10 protein-coding genes, 2 tRNA genes and 3 rRNA genes are annotated in these 17,590 nt (G+C 59.6%); 9 read left to right on the forward strand and 6 right to left on the reverse strand.

The features are described 5' to 3' along the window. Positions 1–80 precede the first annotated feature (80 nt). On the forward strand, positions 81–977 hold the full coding sequence (locus tag NHH88_25080; GenBank protein ID USX17428.1) for an AraC family transcriptional regulator: 897 nt from the start codon (positions 81–83) through the stop codon (positions 975–977). 84 nt (positions 978–1,061) lie between these two features. Beyond that, positions 1,062–1,580: a porin family protein gene (locus NHH88_25085; GenBank protein USX12915.1), complete on the forward strand. Its 519-nt coding sequence runs from the start codon at positions 1,062–1,064 to the stop codon at positions 1,578–1,580. On the opposite strand, the gene NHH88_25090 is transcribed toward NHH88_25085, so the two are convergent. Continuing rightward, positions 1,577–2,482: a LysR substrate-binding domain-containing protein gene (locus NHH88_25090; protein USX12916.1), complete on the reverse strand. Its 906-nt coding sequence runs from the start codon at positions 2,480–2,482 to the stop codon at positions 1,577–1,579. The genes NHH88_25085 and NHH88_25090 overlap by 4 nt on opposite strands. Before the next feature lie 184 nt (positions 2,483–2,666). Here NHH88_25090 and betC point away from each other — a divergent pair, with 184 nt between their 5' ends. The 5 genes from betC to NHH88_25115 all read left to right on the forward strand — a co-directional run bounded on the left by betC (position 2,667) and on the right by NHH88_25115 (position 9,334). Beyond that, positions 2,667–4,223 carry a choline-sulfatase gene (betC, locus tag NHH88_25095; protein ID USX12917.1) on the forward strand — a complete coding sequence of 519 codons (1,557 nt, stop codon included), beginning with the start codon at positions 2,667–2,669 and terminating at the stop codon, positions 4,221–4,223. A gap of 92 nt (positions 4,224–4,315) precedes the next feature. Next, positions 4,316–5,227: a choline ABC transporter substrate-binding protein gene (gene choX, locus NHH88_25100; protein ID USX17429.1), complete on the forward strand. Its 912-nt coding sequence runs from the start codon at positions 4,316–4,318 to the stop codon at positions 5,225–5,227. 38 nt (positions 5,228–5,265) lie between these two features. After that, on the forward strand, positions 5,266–7,500 hold the full coding sequence (locus tag NHH88_25105) for a TonB-dependent receptor (protein ID USX12918.1): 2,235 nt from the start codon (positions 5,266–5,268) through the stop codon (positions 7,498–7,500). A 24-nt stretch (positions 7,501–7,524) separates the two neighbouring features. Next, complete coding sequence (locus tag NHH88_25110; GenBank protein USX12919.1) at positions 7,525–8,496, forward strand: ATP-binding cassette domain-containing protein; 972 nt, start codon at positions 7,525–7,527, stop codon at positions 8,494–8,496. Position 8,497: 1 nt separating this feature from the next. Then, positions 8,498–9,334, forward strand: coding sequence for a proline/glycine betaine ABC transporter permease (locus tag NHH88_25115; GenBank protein USX12920.1), 837 nt, complete (start codon positions 8,498–8,500; stop codon positions 9,332–9,334). A 209-nt stretch (positions 9,335–9,543) separates the two neighbouring features. Here NHH88_25115 and rrf read toward each other — a convergent pair. The 5 genes from rrf to NHH88_25140 form a co-directional block, all read right to left on the reverse strand. Beyond that, a 5S ribosomal RNA gene (rrf, locus tag NHH88_25120) occupies positions 9,544–9,656 on the reverse strand. Between the two features lie 133 nt (positions 9,657–9,789). Next, a 23S ribosomal RNA gene (locus NHH88_25125) occupies positions 9,790–12,662 on the reverse strand. A gap of 232 nt (positions 12,663–12,894) precedes the next feature. Continuing rightward, positions 12,895–12,970, reverse strand: a tRNA-Ala gene (locus NHH88_25130). A 24-nt stretch (positions 12,971–12,994) separates the two neighbouring features. Further along, positions 12,995–13,071 (reverse strand) — tRNA-Ile (locus NHH88_25135). 78 nt (positions 13,072–13,149) lie between these two features. Continuing rightward, positions 13,150–14,678 (reverse strand): 16S ribosomal RNA (locus NHH88_25140). Together the 16S, 23S and 5S rRNA genes with 2 tRNA genes alongside form the textbook arrangement of a ribosomal RNA operon. A 555-nt stretch (positions 14,679–15,233) precedes the next feature. On the opposite strand from NHH88_25140, the gene NHH88_25145 reads away from it, so the two are divergent. Together NHH88_25145 and NHH88_25150 are read left to right on the forward strand one after the other, a co-directional pair. Next, positions 15,234–16,598 carry a histidine kinase gene (locus NHH88_25145; GenBank protein USX12921.1) on the forward strand — a complete coding sequence of 455 codons (1,365 nt, stop codon included), beginning with the start codon at positions 15,234–15,236 and terminating at the stop codon, positions 16,596–16,598. Between the two features lie 88 nt (positions 16,599–16,686). Continuing rightward, entirely contained in the window at positions 16,687–17,448 is a 762-nt protein-coding gene (locus tag NHH88_25150) for a LytTR family DNA-binding domain-containing protein (protein ID USX12922.1), read from the forward strand. Positions 17,449–17,590: the final 142 nt, after the last annotated feature.

A 17,590-nucleotide genomic window follows, 5' to 3' on the forward strand; every position in this document is an offset into this window, starting at 1 on the left:
AGCCCCGTAGCCATCGCGGCCGCTTTGATGGATCATTCCTATTCGCCACCGTATTTTTGGAAGGACTTGAATTGGAACGGATGATCGCGCTGCACACCAGCCTGGCCAAGCACGACGGCTACACCGAGACGGCGCTCGAAGACGTGCGCCTGACCCGCGCCACGCAAAGCGTGACGAAGGCGCCGGCCATGTCCGACCCCTGCATCGCCATCGTGCTACAAGGCCGCAAGCGCGCCCACTTCGGCGACGACGTGCTGCAGTTCGACGCCGAGCACTACCTGGTGGTCGCCATCCCCACGCCATTCATCAGCGCCACCGAGGCGTCGGTCGAGGAACCGTTCATGGGCCTGGTCATCCGCGTCGATCGCACCACGCTGGCCGACCTGATGTTCGCCATCGACCAGACCGCCAACGAGGTGCCGGCCATGCCCAAGGGGATGATGACCACGCGGATGGACGAGCGCCTGCGCGGAACCGTGCTGCGCCTGCTGGAGGCGCTGAGCTGCCCGCTGGAGGCGCGCGTGCTCGGGCCGGCCATCGTGCGCGAAATCTGCTTCCGCGTGCTGATGGGCGAGCAAGGGGCGGCGATGCGCGCCGCGCTGACCAGCCAGGGCCAGTTCGGCCGTATCGCCAAGGCGCTGCGCCGCATCCACGCCGATTGCGCGGCCGACATGGACGTCGGCATGCTGGCTGCCGAGGCCAGCATGAGCGTACCGGCCTTCCACGTGCACTTCAAATCGGTGACGCACTGTTCGCCGATCCAGTATCTGAAATCGGCGCGGCTGCACCAGGCGCGGCTGCTGATGGCGCGCAGCGACATGACGGCGCAGGCGGCATCGGCCCAGGTGGGCTACGAAAGCCCGTCACAGTTCAGCCGCGAGTTCAAGCGCTACTTTGGGCGCAGTCCCGGCGAGGAGGCCGAGGCGGTGCGCCGCATGCTGGCGCCCCAGCCGGCGGAAACGGCAAGGTTGCCGTAAAGATAATTTAAGCGTAGGATGCAGGGCGGATGCATTGCAAATAAATCAATGCCGCCACTTCCAGTCCCAACCTTAAGGAACTTTATGCGACTCTTGATTATCGCGGCGGCCGCGTTCGCCATTGCCGGCCCATCGTTTGCGGCCCCGTTCGAACCTGGCGTTTATCTCGGCGTCTCCGGCGGACGCGCGTCGGTCTCGTCCCAATACGCGGACAACAGCAGCGACTTTTCAGTCGGCGGCGCGATCGGCTACCAGTACACCCCCAACTTCGGCTTCGACGTCTACACACGCGGCCTGAGCCTCAATCCGTTCCGTGGCATGTACACCGAGGCAGGTTACTATCCGGATCGCACCTTTGGCATCGCCGTCCAGGGCACGGTACCGCTCAACGAGCGCTTAAGCCTGTTCGGCCGCGCCGGCGTCGGCCGTACCTCGATGCACGCCACCCGCAGCGATATGCCCGACCGCGACGAGACCGATCCGATGGTCGGCGTCGGCATCAGCTACGCCTTCAACCGCCACTGGTCGATCGGCGCGGACGTTAGCTATCTGACCAAAACGGAAGTCTCGCTGTATTCGTTCGGCGCGCGCTTCAATTTCTAGGCGCAACCGCGCACGATCCACTCGCTCAGGCTGTCGAGCGCTTCCCACGGCTCGCGGCCGTGGGGACGCAGCAGGAAATAACCGCGCCGCGTGCTCAGCGCCGGCGCCGGCAGCGTGACCAGCTGACCGTCCCGCACCAACTCATCGACCAACGGACGCCAGCCCAGCGCCACGCCGTGCCCGGCGATCGCCGCCTGGATCAACAACGGGTAATTGCCCAGGGTGAGGCTCGGAATATCGCCGCCGTCGGGCAGCCCCTGCAGCCGCGCCCAGTCCTGCCAGGTCATCCAGCGGTTTTGGCCGCCCCCACCCAAATGCAGCAACGGCAAGCGCAGCACGTCGGCGGACGCGCCGCCCGCTTGCGCATGCCGCTCCAGCCAGGCCGGCGCGCAGACCGGCACCACCAGCTCCGGCAAGATCTGCCGCGCATCGCAGCCGGGCCATTGGCCGTCGCCGAACGAGATCGCCAGATCCACCGCCTCGCCACGGATGTCGAACGCGTTTTGCGAAGTGACGATGCGCACGTCGAGCTCGGGTCGCAACTCCTGAAACGCCGCCAGACGCGGCATCAGCCAGAACTGCGCGAAGGCGAAATCGGTCGCCACCGTCACCACTTGCCGGGTGCGCCGCGCGCGCAGCTTGTCGACGGCCACATGGATCGCCGCCAGATGATCGCGCACCGCCTCGTGCAAGGTGACACCGTCGGCCGTCAACGTCACGCCGCGATGGGCGCGCTTGAACAGGGGCGTGCCCAAATCCTTTTCCAGCGCGGCGATGCGCTGGCTGACGGCCGGCTGGCTGGTGCCGAATTCCTCCGCCACCAGCGTGAAGTTCAGGTGCCGCACCGCCGATTCGAAGAACACCAAACTGTGCAGCGGGACGCCTTGATGTGGATTAGCCATAAATTTTTCTTATGTTCCGATAATTTATTCTGCCCTCAAGACGCTGAATTTGCAAAGGAATTCTCAAATTCATACATAAGCGCGGTTTATATTATCCGAATATGAATATGCAAATTGATACGTTCATAATTTTCGGCCGGCATCGCAGAATGCGTGCATCGAACCATTTACGCAGATGCCCCTTATGCAGCCTTCCCAGCCCGCTTTACAACCGAATATCCTGATCCTGATGGCCGACCAACTGACCGCGCGTGCCTTGGCTGCATACGGTAATTCGGTCACCTCGACGCCGCAGATCGACGCCCTCGCCGCCGCCGGCGTGGTCTTCGATTCGGCCTATTGCAATTCGCCGCTGTGCGCGCCGTCACGCTATGCGCTGATGACCGGCACCCTGCCGTCGGCCAACGGCGGCTACGACAACGCCGCCGCACTGTCCTCCGAGGCGGTGACGTTCGCCCATTACCTGCGCCACGCCGGCTACCGCACCATCCTCTCGGGCAAGATGCACTTTTGCGGCGCCGACCAGTTGCACGGCTTCGAGGAACGCCTGACGACCGACATCTATCCCGCCGACTTCGGCTGGACGCCGGACTGGACGCAACCGGACGCGCGCCCGGACTGGTATCACAACATGTCGTCGGTGATCGACGCCGGCCACTGCGCGCGCAGCAACCAGCTCGATTTCGACGACGAGGTCGTGTTCGCCGCGCGCCAGAAACTGTTCGACCTCGCCCGCGATCCCGACCGCAGACCGTTCTGCATGACGGTGGCGATGACGCACCCGCACGACCCCTACGCCATCTGCTCGCCGTACTGGGAGCAATACGGCGATGACGAGATCGACATGCCGCGCGTGCCCGAGGCGCCGGCCGGCGAGGACCCGCATTCGCGCCGCCTGCGCGCCGTGATCGGCCTGGACCAGACGCCGGTCACGCTGGAGCAGACGCGCCGCGCGCGCCGCGCCTACTACGGCGCCATCTCGTATGTCGACGAGCAAATCGGCGTGCTGCTGCGCGCGCTGCGCGAATCTGGCCAAGCCGACGACACCGTCATCATTGTCACCTCCGACCACGGCGACATGCTGGGCGAACGCGGCCTCTGGTACAAGATGAACTTCTTCGAACCGGCCAGCCGCGTGCCGCTGATTGTCCATGCGCCGCAACGGTTCCAGCCGCATCGCGTGGCCGAGTCGGTGTCGCTGGTCGATCTGCTGCCGACCTTGCTCGACCTGGCACGCGATGGCGCGACGCCGCCGGCGGGTGCGGCATTCCCGCTCGACATCGCCGGTCGCAGCCTGCTGCCGCACCTGAACCAACGCGGCGGCCACGACGGCGTAGTGGCCGAGTATCTGGCCGAGGGCGCGCTGGCGCCCATCGTCATGCTGCGCCGGGGCGCCTGGAAATTCATCCACTCGCCGGCCGATCCCGACCAGCTCTACCACCTCGGCGACGATCCCGACGAGTTGCACAACCTGGCATCGAACCCGGCCAGCGCCGACGTGCTGGCCGGGTTCCGCGCCGACACCGTGCGGCGCTGGGACTTGCCGGCGCTGCACGGCCAAGTGCTGGCCAGCCAGGCGCGCCGGCGCTTTATCGGCGCCGCCAACGCGCTCGGCGTCCATCACGCGTGGGATTACGAGCCGCCGCGCGACGCCAGCAAACGCTACATCCGCAACCATCTCGACCTCGACGCGCTGGAAGCCAGGGCGCGCCTGTCCGCCCGACCAGGAGCCGACGCATGAATTACGCATCCCCACAGAACCGTCTTCATACGGCGCACCGCTCCATTCGCCGCGCCGCCACCACGCTGGCCGCGCTGGCCGCCGCCGCCGTCATGATCGCCGCGATCGCCGACACCGCCCGCGCCGCCGAACCCGAATCCTGCCGCGCTGTACGCATGGCCGATCCCGGCTGGACCGACATCGGCGCCGCCAATGCGCTGGCCGGCATCGTCCTCGAAGCGCTCGGCTACGAACAAAAGGTGCTGCCGCTGTCGGTGCCGATCACCTACGCAGGCTTGCAAAAAGGCCAGATCGACGTCTTCCTCGGCAACTGGATGCCGGCCCAGCGTCAGCTGGTCGACCCGCTACTGAAGGCCGGCACCATCGACTTCCTGCACGCCAACCTGCCGGGCGCCAAGTTCACGCTGGCCGTGCCGGACTACGTGGCGCGCGCCGGCGTGCGCACCTTCAGCGACCTGGCCAAACACGCCGACAAGTTCGACCGCAAAATCTATGGCATCGAATCGGGCGCGCCGGCCAATCAATCCATCAAGAAAATGCTGGCTGCCCAAAGCTACGGCCTCGCCGGTTGGACCCTGGTCGAGTCGAGCGAACAAGGCATGCTGAGCCAAGTGGCCCGCAAAGGCCGCAACGCCGAATGGATCGTGTTCCTCGCCTGGGAACCGCACCAGATGAACAATACCTACAAGCTAGTCTACCTCGACGGCGACGACCTGTATTTCGGACCGAAATTCGGCAGCGCCAGCGTCAACACTGTGGCGCGCCGTGGCTACCGCGCGGCCTGCCCCAACGTCGGCCGGCTGTTCGCCCAGATCGAATTCAGCGCGCCGCTCGAACACGCCATCATGGCCGATATGCTCGACAAGAAGCAGCCTGCGCGGACCGCCGCCCTGCGCCAATTGCGCGCCCGGCCCGAGCTGGTGAACGCCTGGCTGGCGGGCGTCACCACCCGCGCCGGCGGCGACGCCGCGTCCGCCGTGCGCGCCCGCCTGGCCCAGCCTTGATTTCCCCATCTCTTCATCCACTACCGCCGGAGCCACCGATGCGACACGCACTGCGATTCAAACCCCTTCACCTTCTCGTGTTGCAGGCGCTGGCCTGCTCCGCCCAAGCCTACGCGGCGGCCGACCCGGCCCCGATCGCCGCCACCACCGATACGCCGATCGAAACCGTGTTCGTGCAGGGACAAGGCCGCCAGGTACAAAACATCACGCGCAAGGATCTGGCCGAGGCCATCCCCGGCACCAGTCCGCTCAAGACGTTGGAGAAGTTACCGGGCGTATCGTTCCAGTCTGCCGATCCATTCGGCGCCTACGAGTGGTCGGCGCACATCTCCATCCGTGGCTTCAGCCAGAACCAGCTGGGGTTCACCCTGGACGACATTCCGCTCGGCGACATGAGCTACCGCAACCACAACGGCCTGCACATCAGCCGCGCCATCTCGTCCGAAAATGTCGGCAACGTTACGGTGTCGCAAGGCACGGGCGCGCTCGGCACGGCGTCGACCAGCAATCTGGGCGGCACCGTCAGCTTCACCACGCGCGGGCCGACCGACGTTGCCGGCGCCACCTTGGCGCAAACGCTGGGCAGCGACAGCACGTCGCGCACTTTCGTCCGCTACGACACCGGCCTGCTGCCGACCGACACCAAAGCCTACTTGTCGCTGACGCGCCAGCGCGCCGAAAAATGGAAAGGCGACGGCGGCCAGGACCAGAACCAGTTCAATTCCAAGGTCGTGCAAAAACTGGGCGCCAGCCAGTTGAGCGCCTTCTTCAATTACTCCGAGCGCGACGAGACCGACTACCAGGACTTGTCGTTCGACAGCGTGCGCCGGCTCGGCTACAAATGGGACAACTACGCGCCCGACTGGCAGCGCGCGGTCGCGGCCGCACAGGGCGTCTATAGCGGCGGCGTCAACAATCTCGACGATGCCTATTACCTGGGGCGCGGCTTGCGCAACGACTGGCTCGGCGGCGTCGCGCTGGAGTGGAATCCAAGCGATACCTTGCGCTTGAAAACCACTGTCTACGATCACCGCAACCACGGCGAAAGCCATTGGTACACGCCATACACGCCGTCGTCGGCCATCGTGCCGATCTCGGTGCGGGCGCAAACCTACGCCATCGACCGCACCGGCGTGGTCAGCGATTTGACGTGGGAGGTGGGCAATCACACCCTTACGGCTGGCGTCTGGGGCGAGCGCAGCGTGCACCGCTGGTCGCGCGCCTTCTTCGCCGTCAATGGTCCCGAAAGCACCGACCACTTCCTCGACAATCCGTTCTCGACGGTGATCGCCCAGCGCTTCGTCAGCAAGACCACGCAGCTGTATTTGCAGGACAGTTTCGCGGTGCTGGACGACAAGCTCAAGCTCAGCTACGGCTTCAAGAGCACCAAGGCGCGCATCGACGGCGACAATCAGATCGGCGGGCGCGCCGGCGGCAAGCTGGAGGCGTCGAAAAAATTCCTGCCGCAGGCCGGCCTGACCTATGCGTTGACCGACCGCGAGGAATTGTTCTCGTCGTGGGCCAAAAACATGAACGCCTACCAGGCAGGCGCCGACGGTCCGTTCTCGCAGACGCAAGCGGCATTCGACCTGAGCGCCGGCAAAGTCAAGCCGCAGACCTCCACCACGGTCGACCTCGGCGTGCGCTCGCGACGCGGTCCGCTGCAGGCGTCGCTGGCGCTGTACGCGGCCGACTTCAAGAACCGGCAGTTGAATGTGGCGACCTGCACCGGCATCGTCGGTTGCCCGACCACCTTGGCCAACGTGGGCAAGGTAGAGACCAAGGGACTGGAAGCGGCGCTGGACTGGAAGATCGCGCGTGAATGGGCCTGGTTCAATTCCTTCACCTACAACGACTCCACCTACAAGCAGGCGCCGGTGTACTACGAGGGCGCCACACCAATCAACGTCAACGGCAAGCGCGTCGTCGACGCGCCGAAAGTGCTGTTCAACACCGAAGTGTCATATGAACACGCCGGCTGGTTCGCGCGCGCCGACGCCAAATATACGGGAAAACGCTACTACACCTATCTCAACGACAGCCCGGTGCCGTCGTTCTGGCTGGCAAACCTGAGCGGGGGCTACAAGCTCGGCAACATCGGGCCGTTCAAGAGCGCGTCGCTGCAGTTGAACGTGACCAATGTGTTCGACAAGCGCTACTTCGCCACCATCGGCACCAATGGCTTCGCCAGCAGCGACCCGTCGGGCGGTTTCGCCACCATGCTGGCCGGAGCTCCGCGCGCCGCCTTCCTGACCCTGAACGGCAAGCTGTAAACGCCACCTTCGAGAAAGCATGCCATGTCCAACGTTAAAGTCTCACTGCGCAATGTCTGCAAGGTGTTCGAGTCGAGTCCCGCGGCCGCGCTTGACGATGTCTCGCTCGACATTGCCGAAGGTGGCATCTGCGTGCTGATGGGATTGTCGGGTTCGGGTAAGTCGACCTTGCTGCGCACCATCAACGGCCTGGCGCCGCCGTCGAGCGGCCAGGTGCTGATCGACGGCGTCGACCTGAACCGCCTGGCGCCGCGCCAGTTGCAGCAACTGCGGCGCGAGACGATGGGCATGGTGTTCCAGTCGTCCGCGCTGTTTCCGCATCGAAGTGTGATCGACAACGCCGCCTTTGGCCTGGAGATCGCCGGTGTCGGACGGGCGGAGCGGCACCGGCGCGCGTCGGCCATGCTGGAACAGGTCGGGCTGCTGGCGCATGCGCAACAGTACCCTCATCAGCTGTCCGGCGGCATGCGCCAGCGGGTCGGCCTGGCGCGCGCGCTGGCGGTGGACCCGGCGCTGCTGCTGATGGACGAGGCGTTCTCCGCGCTCGATCCGCTCAAGCGCCGCGAAATGCAGGAGTTGCTGCTGGCCTTGCAGCGCGAGCGGCGTCGCACCATTGTGTTTGTGTCGCACGACATCGATGAAGCGTTGCATCTTGGCGACCAGATCGCCCTGCTGCGTGGTGGCCGCCTGGTTCAGCAAGGTACCTCGCGTGAACTGTTGAGCAATCCGGTCAACGACCACGTGCGCGAATTCTTCCACAGCGCCGATACGTCCAGCCATTTGCTCGCGACCGACCTGATCGATCACGAAGCGGTGGCCACGCCGGCGCCCGAGCAGCCCAGCGTCGCCGCCGATGCGAGGCTGAGCGAATTGATACCGCGACTGACTGCTTATCAGATGCCATTGACCGTGCGCGACGCCAGCGGTGTGGCGTTGGGGCTGATCACCGCCGCCAGCGCGCTGCGCATCATCTCGCGCGCCAGCGCACGGGGCTGACATGTTCGAACAACTCCATCAATATTTGCCGCTGGGAGACGCGGTCAACGGGGTCGTCCGAATGCTGATCGATCACAACGGCGGCCTGTTCGACAGCGCCGGGCGCGTCATCGAAGGTTTGGCCGGTGTTATTGAAAATGTGCTGCAACTGGCGCCAGCGTGGGTGGTGATTACCTTTGCCGTGTTCGTTGGCTGGCGTCGCCTCTCGTGGCGCTTCGCGGTGTTTGCAGGATTGTCCTTGTTGCTGATCGCGGTGCTGGGCTATTGGCCGCAGATGATCGTCACCTTGGGACTGACCTTGTCGGCCACGTTGATCAGCCTGGCGTTGGGCGTACCGCTTGGAATTTTAGCGGCCAGGAACCGGCATGTGCACGCGGTGCTACGCCCGGTGCTGGATTTCATGCAGACCATGCCGGCCTTTGTTTATCTGATCCCGGCGGTGATGCTGTTCGGCCTCGGCCGCGTTCCGGGCATCATCGCTACCGTGATTTTCGCGATGCCGCCGGCGGTGCGGCTGACGACCATCGGGATTTTGCAGGTGGATAAGGAGCAGCTGGAAGCCGGGCAGGCGTTTGGCGCCAGCGGGTGGCAGTTGCTGTTCAAGGTGCAGTTGCCGCTGGCTTTGCCGGCGCTGATGGGCGGCATCAATCAGACCATCATGATGGCCTTGTCGATGGTGATCGTCACGTCGATGGTCGGCGCCGGCGGATTGGGTGGAGAGGTATTAAGCAGCATCCAGCAACTGGACGTGGGATTGGGTTTTGAAAGCGGCTTATGCGTGGTGTTGTTGGCCATCATATTGGACCGCATCACACAGAGTTTTGGCGAACGGTCATGAAGAACCACGGCGCTTGATGTACTGCGGAAAGACGTAGGGCGGATTAGGCGGGACGCCGTAATCGGCCATCTATGAGCCGGTGGCAGCGCTGACATGGCCGATTACGCTTCGCTAATCCGCCCTACGTGTCTCCACAGTATCATTGAGGTTTCGTCCGAACGAAAAAAAGCCCCGACCAGATCACTGGAAGGGGCTTTTTAATATAACTAGCCTGACGATAACCTACTTTCACACTGGTTGCAGCACTATCATCGGCGCAGAGTTGTTTCACGGTCCTGTTCGGGATGGGAAGGGGTGGGACCAACTTGCTATGGTCATCAGGCATTGACTTGTACGAGCCGCGTTCTTGTGAACGTTGCTCAGAATCTGGAGAAGTAAGTAAATGGGGTAATGAAGTTGTGTATCAACGAACGTTTCAACGCACTTCTTATTCAACCATAACCTGCTAAGGTTATAGGGACAAGCCGTACGGGCAATTAGTATCAGTTAGCTTAATGCATTACTGCACTTCCACACCTGACCTATCAACGTCCTGGTCTCGAACGACCCTTCAAAGAGCTCAAGGCTCTGGGAAATCTCATCTTAAGGCAAGTTTCCCGCTTAGATGCTTTCAGCGGTTATCTCTTCCAGACTTAGCTACCCGGCAATGCCACTGGCGTGACAACCGGTACACCAGAGGTCTGTCCACTCCGGTCCTCTCGTACTAGGAGCAGCCCCCTTCAAATTTCCAACGCCCACGGCAGATAGGGACCAAACTGTCTCACGACGTTTTAAACCCAGCTCACGTACCACTTTAAATGGCGAACAGCCATACCCTTGGGACCGGCTACAGCCCCAGGATGTGATGAGCCGACATCGAGGTGCCAAACTCCCCCGTCGATATGAACTCTTGGGAGGAATCAGCCTGTTATCCCCAGAGTACCTTTTATCCGTTGAGCGATGGCCCTTCCATACAGAACCACCGGATCACTATGTCCTACTTTCGTACCTGCTCGACTTGTCAGTCTCGCAGTTAAGCACGCTTATGCCATTGCACTATTAGCACGATGTCCGACCGTACCTAGCGTACCTTCGAACTCCTCCGTTACACTTTAGGAGGAGACCGCCCCAGTCAAACTGCCTACCATGCACTGTCCCCGACCCGGATAACGGGCCAAGGTTAGAACCTCAAATGAACCAGGGTGGTATTTCAAGGTTGGCTCCACGAGAACTGGCGTCCCCGCTTCAAAGCCTCCCACCTATCCTACACAGATTGATTCAAAGTCCAATGCAAAGCTACAGTAAAGGTTCATGGGGTCTTTCCGTCTAGCCGCGGGTAGATTGCATCATCACAAACACTTCAACTTCGCTGAGTCTCGGGAGGAGACAGTGTGGCCATCGTTACGCCATTCGTGCAGGTCGGAACTTACCCGACAAGGAATTTCGCTACCTTAGGACCGTTATAGTTACGGCCGCCGTTTACTGGGACTTCAATCAAGAGCTTGCACCCCATCATTTAATCTTCCAGCACCGGGCAGGCGTCACACCCTATACGTCCACTTTCGTGTTTGCAGAGTGCTGTGTTTTTATTAAACAGTCGCAGCCACCAGTTTATTGCAACCCGTTCACCCTACTGAAGTAAATCAGCCAAGCTACAAGGGCGTACCTTTTCCCGAAGTTACGGTACCAATTTGCCGAGTTCCTTCTCCCGAGTTCTCTCAAGCGCCTTAGAATACTCATCTCGCCCACCTGTGTCGGTTTGCGGTACGGTCTCGTATGACTGAAGCTTAGAGGCTTTTCTTGGAACCACTTCCGATTGCTTCGAGACCTAAGTCTCTCGTCCCGCTCCCTTGAATTACGCGCCCGGATTTGCCTAAGCGCCTTCTATGAAGCAGCAACCAACTATTCCAACAGTTGGACAACCTTCCGCGATCCGTCCCCCCATCGCATCATACGACGGTGCAGGAATATTAACCTGCTTCCCATCAGCTACGCATCTCTGCCTCGCCTTAGGGGCCGACTCACCCTGCTCCGATGAACGTTGAACAGGAAACCTTGGGCTTACGGCGTGGGGGCTTTTCACCCCCATTATCGCTACTCATGTCAGCATTCGCACTTCTGATACCTCCAGCATCCTTTACAAGACACCTTCGCAGGCTTACAGAACGCTCTCCTACCATATGCTTACGCATATCCGCAGCTTCGGTGACTGGCTTAGCCCCGTTACATCTTCCGCGCAGGACGACTCGATCAGTGAGCTATTACGCTTTCTTTAAATGATGGCTGCTTCTAAGCCAACATCCTGACTGTTTTAGCCTTCCCACTTCGTTTTCCACTTAGCCAATCTTTGGGACCTTAGCTGGCGGTCTGGGTTGTTTCCCTCTTGACGCCGGACGTTAGCACCCGACGTCTGTCTCCCAAGCTCGCACTCATCGGTATTCGGAGTTTGCAATGGTTTGGTAAGTCGCGATGACCCCCTAGCCATAACAGTGCTCTACCCCCGATGGTGATACTTGAGGCACTACCTAAATAGTTTTCGGAGAGAACCAGCTATTTCCAAGTTTGTTTAGCCTTTCACCCCTACCCACAGCTCATCCCCTAATTTTTCAACATTAGTGGGTTCGGACCTCCAGTGCGTGTTACCGCACCTTCATCCTGGCCATGAGTAGATCACTTGGTTTCGGGTCTACACCCAGCGACTATCGCCCTGTTCGGACTCGATTTCTCTACGGCTTCCCTATATGGTTAACCTTGCCACTGAATGTAAGTCGCTGACCCATTATACAAAAGGTACGCAGTCACGGAACAAGTCCGCTCCTACTGTTTGTATGCACACGGTTTCAGGATCTATTTCACTCCCCTCCCGGGGTTCTTTTCGCCTTTCCCTCACGGTACTGGTTCACTATCGGTCGATTACGAGTATTTAGCCTTGGAGGATGGTCCCCCCATATTCAGACAGGATTTCTCGTGTCCCGCCCTACTTGTCGCACGCTTAGTTCCACACATCGCATTTCACATACGGGGCTATCACCCGCTATGGCTCCTATTTCCAGAGGATTCTGTTATGCGTCATGCTAAAACGTGCAGGCTCTTCCCATTTCGCTCGCCACTACTTTGGGAATCTCGGTTGATTTATTTTCCTGCAGCTACTTAGATGTTTCAGTTCGCCGCGTTCGCTTTGCATACCTATGTATTCAGTATGCAATGACCTAAAAGGCCGGGTTTCCCCATTCGGAAATCTGCGGATCAAAGCTTGTTTGCTAGCTCCCCGCAGCTTATCGCAAGCTACTACGTCCTTCATCGCCTGTAATCGCCAAGGCATCCACCATGTGCACTTATTCACTTGTCCCTATAACGTTAGCCCCTGCGCCGCTGACCGCGCGTCTACAAGGAGCGTTTATAGGAATAAGAAGTACTACGTTGTTGCGTTTGTTGATACATACAATCATTACCCATCGCACCCACCTGTCGGTGTTTGCGATCAATAAAAATTTACTTACTTCTTCCAGATTGTTAAAGAACGTACAGCACTTGATCTCTAAAAGATCAAATCTAAAGGCTTACCCTTACATTTGAACTCTTGGTGGAGGATGACGGGATCGAACCGACGACCCCCTGCTTGCAAAGCAGGTGCTCTCCCAGCTGAGCTAATCCCCCTGAGATTTACTACTAGGGTAAAACTGGTAGGGCTGGTTGGACTCGAACCAACGACCCCCGCGTTATCAACACGGTGCTCTAACCAGCTGAGCTACAGCCCCAAATGCTGTTCTTTGAATTTACAGTCGATAAGTGTGAACGCTTGATGAGTGAGTTATTGCTAACTCGTGCGACTCTAGAAAGGAGGTGATCCAGCCGCACCTTCCGATACGGCTACCTTGTTACGACTTCACCCCAGTCACGAATCCTACCGTGGTAAGCGCCCTCCTTGCGGTTAAGCTACCTACTTCTGGTAAAACCCGCTCCCATGGTGTGACGGGCGGTGTGTACAAGACCCGGGAACGTATTCACCGCGACATGCTGATCCGCGATTACTAGCGATTCCAACTTCATGCAGTCGAGTTGCAGACTACAATCCGGACTACGATACACTTTCTGCGATTAGCTCCCCCTCGCGGGTTGGCGGCGCTCTGTATGTACCATTGTATGACGTGTGAAGCCCTACCCATAAGGGCCATGAGGACTTGACGTCATCCCCACCTTCCTCCGGTTTGTCACCGGCAGTCTCATTAGAGTGCCCTTTCGTAGCAACTAATGACAAGGGTTGCGCTCGTTGCGGGACTTAACCCAACATCTCACGACACGAGCTGACGACAGCCATGCAGCACCTGTGTGATGGTTCCCTTTCGGGCACTCCCAAATCTCTCCGGGATTCCATCCATGTCAAGGGTAGGTAAGGTTTTTCGCGTTGCATCGAATTAATCCACATCATCCACCGCTTGTGCGGGTCCCCGTCAATTCCTTTGAGTTTTAATCTTGCGACCGTACTCCCCAGGCGGTCTACTTCACGCGTTAGCTGCGTTACCAAGTCAATTAAGACCCGACAACTAGTAGACATCGTTTAGGGCGTGGACTACCAGGGTATCTAATCCTGTTTGCTCCCCACGCTTTCGTGCATGAGCGTCAGTTTTGACCCAGGGGGCTGCCTTCGCCATCGGTGTTCCTCCACATATCTACGCATTTCACTGCTACACGTGGAATTCTACCCCCCTCTGCCAAACTCTAGCCTTGCAGTCTCCATTGCCATTCCCAGGTTGAGCCCGGGGATTTCACAACAGACTTACAAAACCGCCTGCGCACGCTTTACGCCCAGTAATTCCGATTAACGCTTGCACCCTACGTATTACCGCGGCTGCTGGCACGTAGTTAGCCGGTGCTTATTCTTCAGGTACCGTCATTAGGCCTCTGTATTAGAAAGACCCGTTTCTTCCCTGACAAAAGAGCTTTACAACCCGAAGGCCTTCTTCACTCACGCGGCATTGCTGGATCAGGCTTGCGCCCATTGTCCAAAATTCCCCACTGCTGCCTCCCGTAGGAGTCTGGACCGTGTCTCAGTTCCAGTGTGGCTGGTCGTCCTCTCAGACCAGCTACTGATCGATGCCTTGGTAGGCTTTTACCCTACCAACTAGCTAATCAGATATCGGCCGCTCCAGGAGCATGAGGTCTTGCGATCCCCCACTTTCATCCTTAGATCGTATGCGGTATTAGCGTAACTTTCGCTACGTTATCCCCCACTCCAGGGTACGTTCCGATATATTACTCACCCGTTCGCCACTCGCCGCCAGGTTGCCCCGCGCTGCCGTTCGACTTGCATGTGTAAGGCATGCCGCCAGCGTTCAATCTGAGCCAGGATCAAACTCTTCAGTTTAATCTCTGTTACTTTTGCCGTTTTACCGGCACTCTTATTACTAAGAGGTCGCTCACTCAAAATACTGACAGGCCACTACTTTCGTAGCGCCTATTTCATTACTTCTTGTGAACATTTGATATTTTAAGTATCGCGAAACTCGGTTGCCCTTGTTCCGCGTGCACTTTCATCAAACGTCCACACTTATCGACTGTTAATTTTTAAAGAACTTTGTTTGGTGCTGCTTGCACGCTTGACAAATCGTTTTGTTCGTCAGCGCAGAAGAAAGAGTATGAAGCGTTTCGCTTATTTCGTCAACCCCTCAAACCACTTCTTCTTTCGCTCGTTTCACTCTGCAACACCTTGTTTTGTGTGCGTCGTTTTGCGAGGAGGCGAACTATATCAAAGCGCCCACCGGCTTGGCAAGACCTATTTTCTGTTCCCCTCCCCGCGCCGTCCAATCCCTATTTCTTGCAGACTGTCGCATGGGCATGGCGTACAGCCGCCATCACCGTTACAGTTGCACCGTCACAAAACTCGTTACACTTGCCCAGTACTCAAGAGTGAAAGCCTTACATGTTTCCTATGCCTAAAACGCAAGACACCCTGAAGACCGCCGCCGCCGGGCTGCATCGCGGCTTCGACGCGACCGCCACATGGGTGACTCAGCTGTCGTGGTGGAAGTTCCTGGTGTTCGCAGTGTTGATGCTGATTGCCGGCTCCATTCTTCAGGACGAGCTATTTTCGTCGAGCCCGGTTCAGGAGGAAGTGGTACGCAGCGACAAAAAACGCAAAGGCGCCGACACCAATATCGTGATCGACGACAGCGGCATTCGGTTCAACATGCGCGGCAAGCGTAATAAGGATGCGGAAAAGGCCGAAAGCAGTGTCGACGAAAATGGCGTTCCGCGCGCCGAGCCAGCAGAACCAGCGCCGCCGGCCGAGCCGGCGGCGCCAGAAGCACCCGCCGAGCCGGCCGAGCCAGCCGCTGCCCACAACAAGGGCGGCAAGGCCGACAAAACCATCACCCCGGCCGTCCCCGCCCTGCCCACCCTGCCTGGCGAGGAGGTCCACATCGATTTGCCGCCGCAAATCGGCGAAGAATTGTCCAACGCTATTGAAGAGGCGGTCGACGACGCGGCCGAGCAGAAAGTCGCCCGCTACCACGGCCAGGCGTCGACCTGGTTCCGCAGCTTCATCACCTTGCTGGTGCTGGCCCTATTCGGCATCAAGGCACTCATGGGCAGCAAAAAACGCGCCGAAGCGGAAACCCAGACCGCCAACGCGGCGGTCGAGCGCGAATCCATGCAGCGCCAGCTGAGCGAGGCGAAGATGCAGATGATGCAGGCGCAGGTCGAACCGCACTTTTTGTTCAACACCTTGGCCTCGGTCGAGCACCTTATAGAGACCGACCCGCCGCGCGCCTCCGCCATGCAGCGCAGCCTGATCAAATACCTGCGCGCGGTGCTGCCGCAAATGCGCGACAACGCGCTGATCACCAACCTCGGCCGCGAAGCCGACATGGTCGTGGCCTATCTGAATTTGCTCAAAATGCGCATGGAAGAGCGCCTGACGGTCGACTTCGACATCCCCGACGGCCTGCGCACCGCCGCGTTCCCGCCGATGATGCTGCAATCGATGGTGGAAAACGCCATCAAGCACGGCCTCGAAGCCAAGCCGCAAGGCGGCACGCTCAAAGTGCGCGCCGACGTGGCCCACAATAAACTGCGCGTCATCGTCAGCGACGACGGCCTCGGCTTTGGCGCGGTGCCCAGCGACGGCACGGGGCTGGGCCTGATGACCATCCGCGAACGCCTGAAACTACTGCACGGCGATCAGGGCCAGCTGCTGATCGCGGCCAACAGCCCGAGCGGCGTCATCGCCACGATCGAGGTGCCGTATCAGCTGGCCAATAAAGAACCCAAACACGAGCCGAAGTAAAAGCCGAACGAAGAGCGATTGATTATTGCGCCGATTCGTTGAATAATTGACCAAATAATCACTCACACCTAATAACTGAAAACCACTCATGCCTACAGCAATCATTGCCGATGACGAACGTTTGATGCGCGATCAATTGCGCATGCGCCTGGGCCAAGTCTGGCCCGAACTGGACATTATCGGCGAAGCCAAGAACGGCGACGAGGCGATCGAGCTGGTCGACCAGCTCAAGCCGGACTTCACGTTTCTCGATATTCGCATGCCGGGCAAGACCGGCATGGAGGCGGCCACCGTCATCGGCAACAAAAGCCATATCGTCTTCGTAACGGCCTACGATGCCTACGCGGTGGAGGCGTTCGAGCGCGGCGCTGTCGATTACGTCCTCAAACCGCCCGAGCCGGAGCGCTTGCAGATCACCGTCGACCGCCTCAAGACACGCCTGAGCAAACCGGCGGCGGACGTCAACGCCAGCGTGACCGCGATGCTGTCGCAACTGGCGGAGAAAATCACCGCGCCGAAACCAGCGTATCTGCAATGGATTCAGGCCAGCATCGGCCAGGACCTGCGCATGATTCCGGTCGAGGAAATCCTGTTCTTCCGCTCCGACGAAAAGTACACCTGCGTGCAGACCGAGCGCTACGAGGCGCTGATCCGCAAGCCGGTACGCGACCTGGCGGAGGAACTCGATCCCGCGCTGTTCTGGCAAATCCACCGCGCCACCCTGGTCAATGTTAACGCCATCGAAGGCGTAACGCGCGACATCCGTGGCCGTCATCTCGTTATGATTAAAGGTAAGTCGGACAAGCTTGAAGTAAGCCGCAGTTTCCTGCATTTGTTCAAGCAAATGTGACGACGATCCGTGGATGCCGGGGCCCGGCGTCCACTTGAGACAAGTCAACAGGATTGAGTAGAGATTGCGATACTGTACCCGTTGCAGCCGCCCTCTTCGGCTGAGGGATGCCGCATGAAAATGCCCGGCCAAGCCAGATCGT

The organism is Oxalobacteraceae bacterium OTU3CAMAD1 (genome assembly GCA_024123915.1).
Taxonomy (GTDB): domain Bacteria; phylum Pseudomonadota; class Gammaproteobacteria; order Burkholderiales; family Burkholderiaceae_D; genus Rugamonas.

What these genes read in the sequence shown, in the direction of transcription:
- NHH88_25080 (USX17428.1), top strand. Translation starts at nt 81, where the DNA reads ATGATCGCGCTGCACACCAGCCTGGCCAAGCACGACGGCTACACCGAG.
- NHH88_25085 (USX12915.1), top strand. Translation starts at nt 1,062, where the DNA reads ATGCGACTCTTGATTATCGCGGCGGCCGCGTTCGCCATTGCCGGCCCA.
- NHH88_25090 (USX12916.1), bottom strand. Translation starts at nt 2,482, where the DNA reads ATGGCTAATCCACATCAAGGCGTCCCGCTGCACAGTTTGGTGTTCTTC.
- betC (USX12917.1), top strand. Translation starts at nt 2,667, where the DNA reads ATGCAGCCTTCCCAGCCCGCTTTACAACCGAATATCCTGATCCTGATG.
- choX (USX17429.1), top strand. Translation starts at nt 4,316, where the DNA reads ATGATCGCCGCGATCGCCGACACCGCCCGCGCCGCCGAACCCGAATCC.
- NHH88_25105 (USX12918.1), top strand. Translation starts at nt 5,266, where the DNA reads ATGCGACACGCACTGCGATTCAAACCCCTTCACCTTCTCGTGTTGCAG.
- NHH88_25110 (USX12919.1), top strand. Translation starts at nt 7,525, where the DNA reads ATGTCCAACGTTAAAGTCTCACTGCGCAATGTCTGCAAGGTGTTCGAG.
- NHH88_25115 (USX12920.1), top strand. Translation starts at nt 8,498, where the DNA reads ATGTTCGAACAACTCCATCAATATTTGCCGCTGGGAGACGCGGTCAAC.
- NHH88_25145 (USX12921.1), top strand. Translation starts at nt 15,234, where the DNA reads ATGTTTCCTATGCCTAAAACGCAAGACACCCTGAAGACCGCCGCCGCC.
- NHH88_25150 (USX12922.1), top strand. Translation starts at nt 16,687, where the DNA reads ATGCCTACAGCAATCATTGCCGATGACGAACGTTTGATGCGCGATCAA.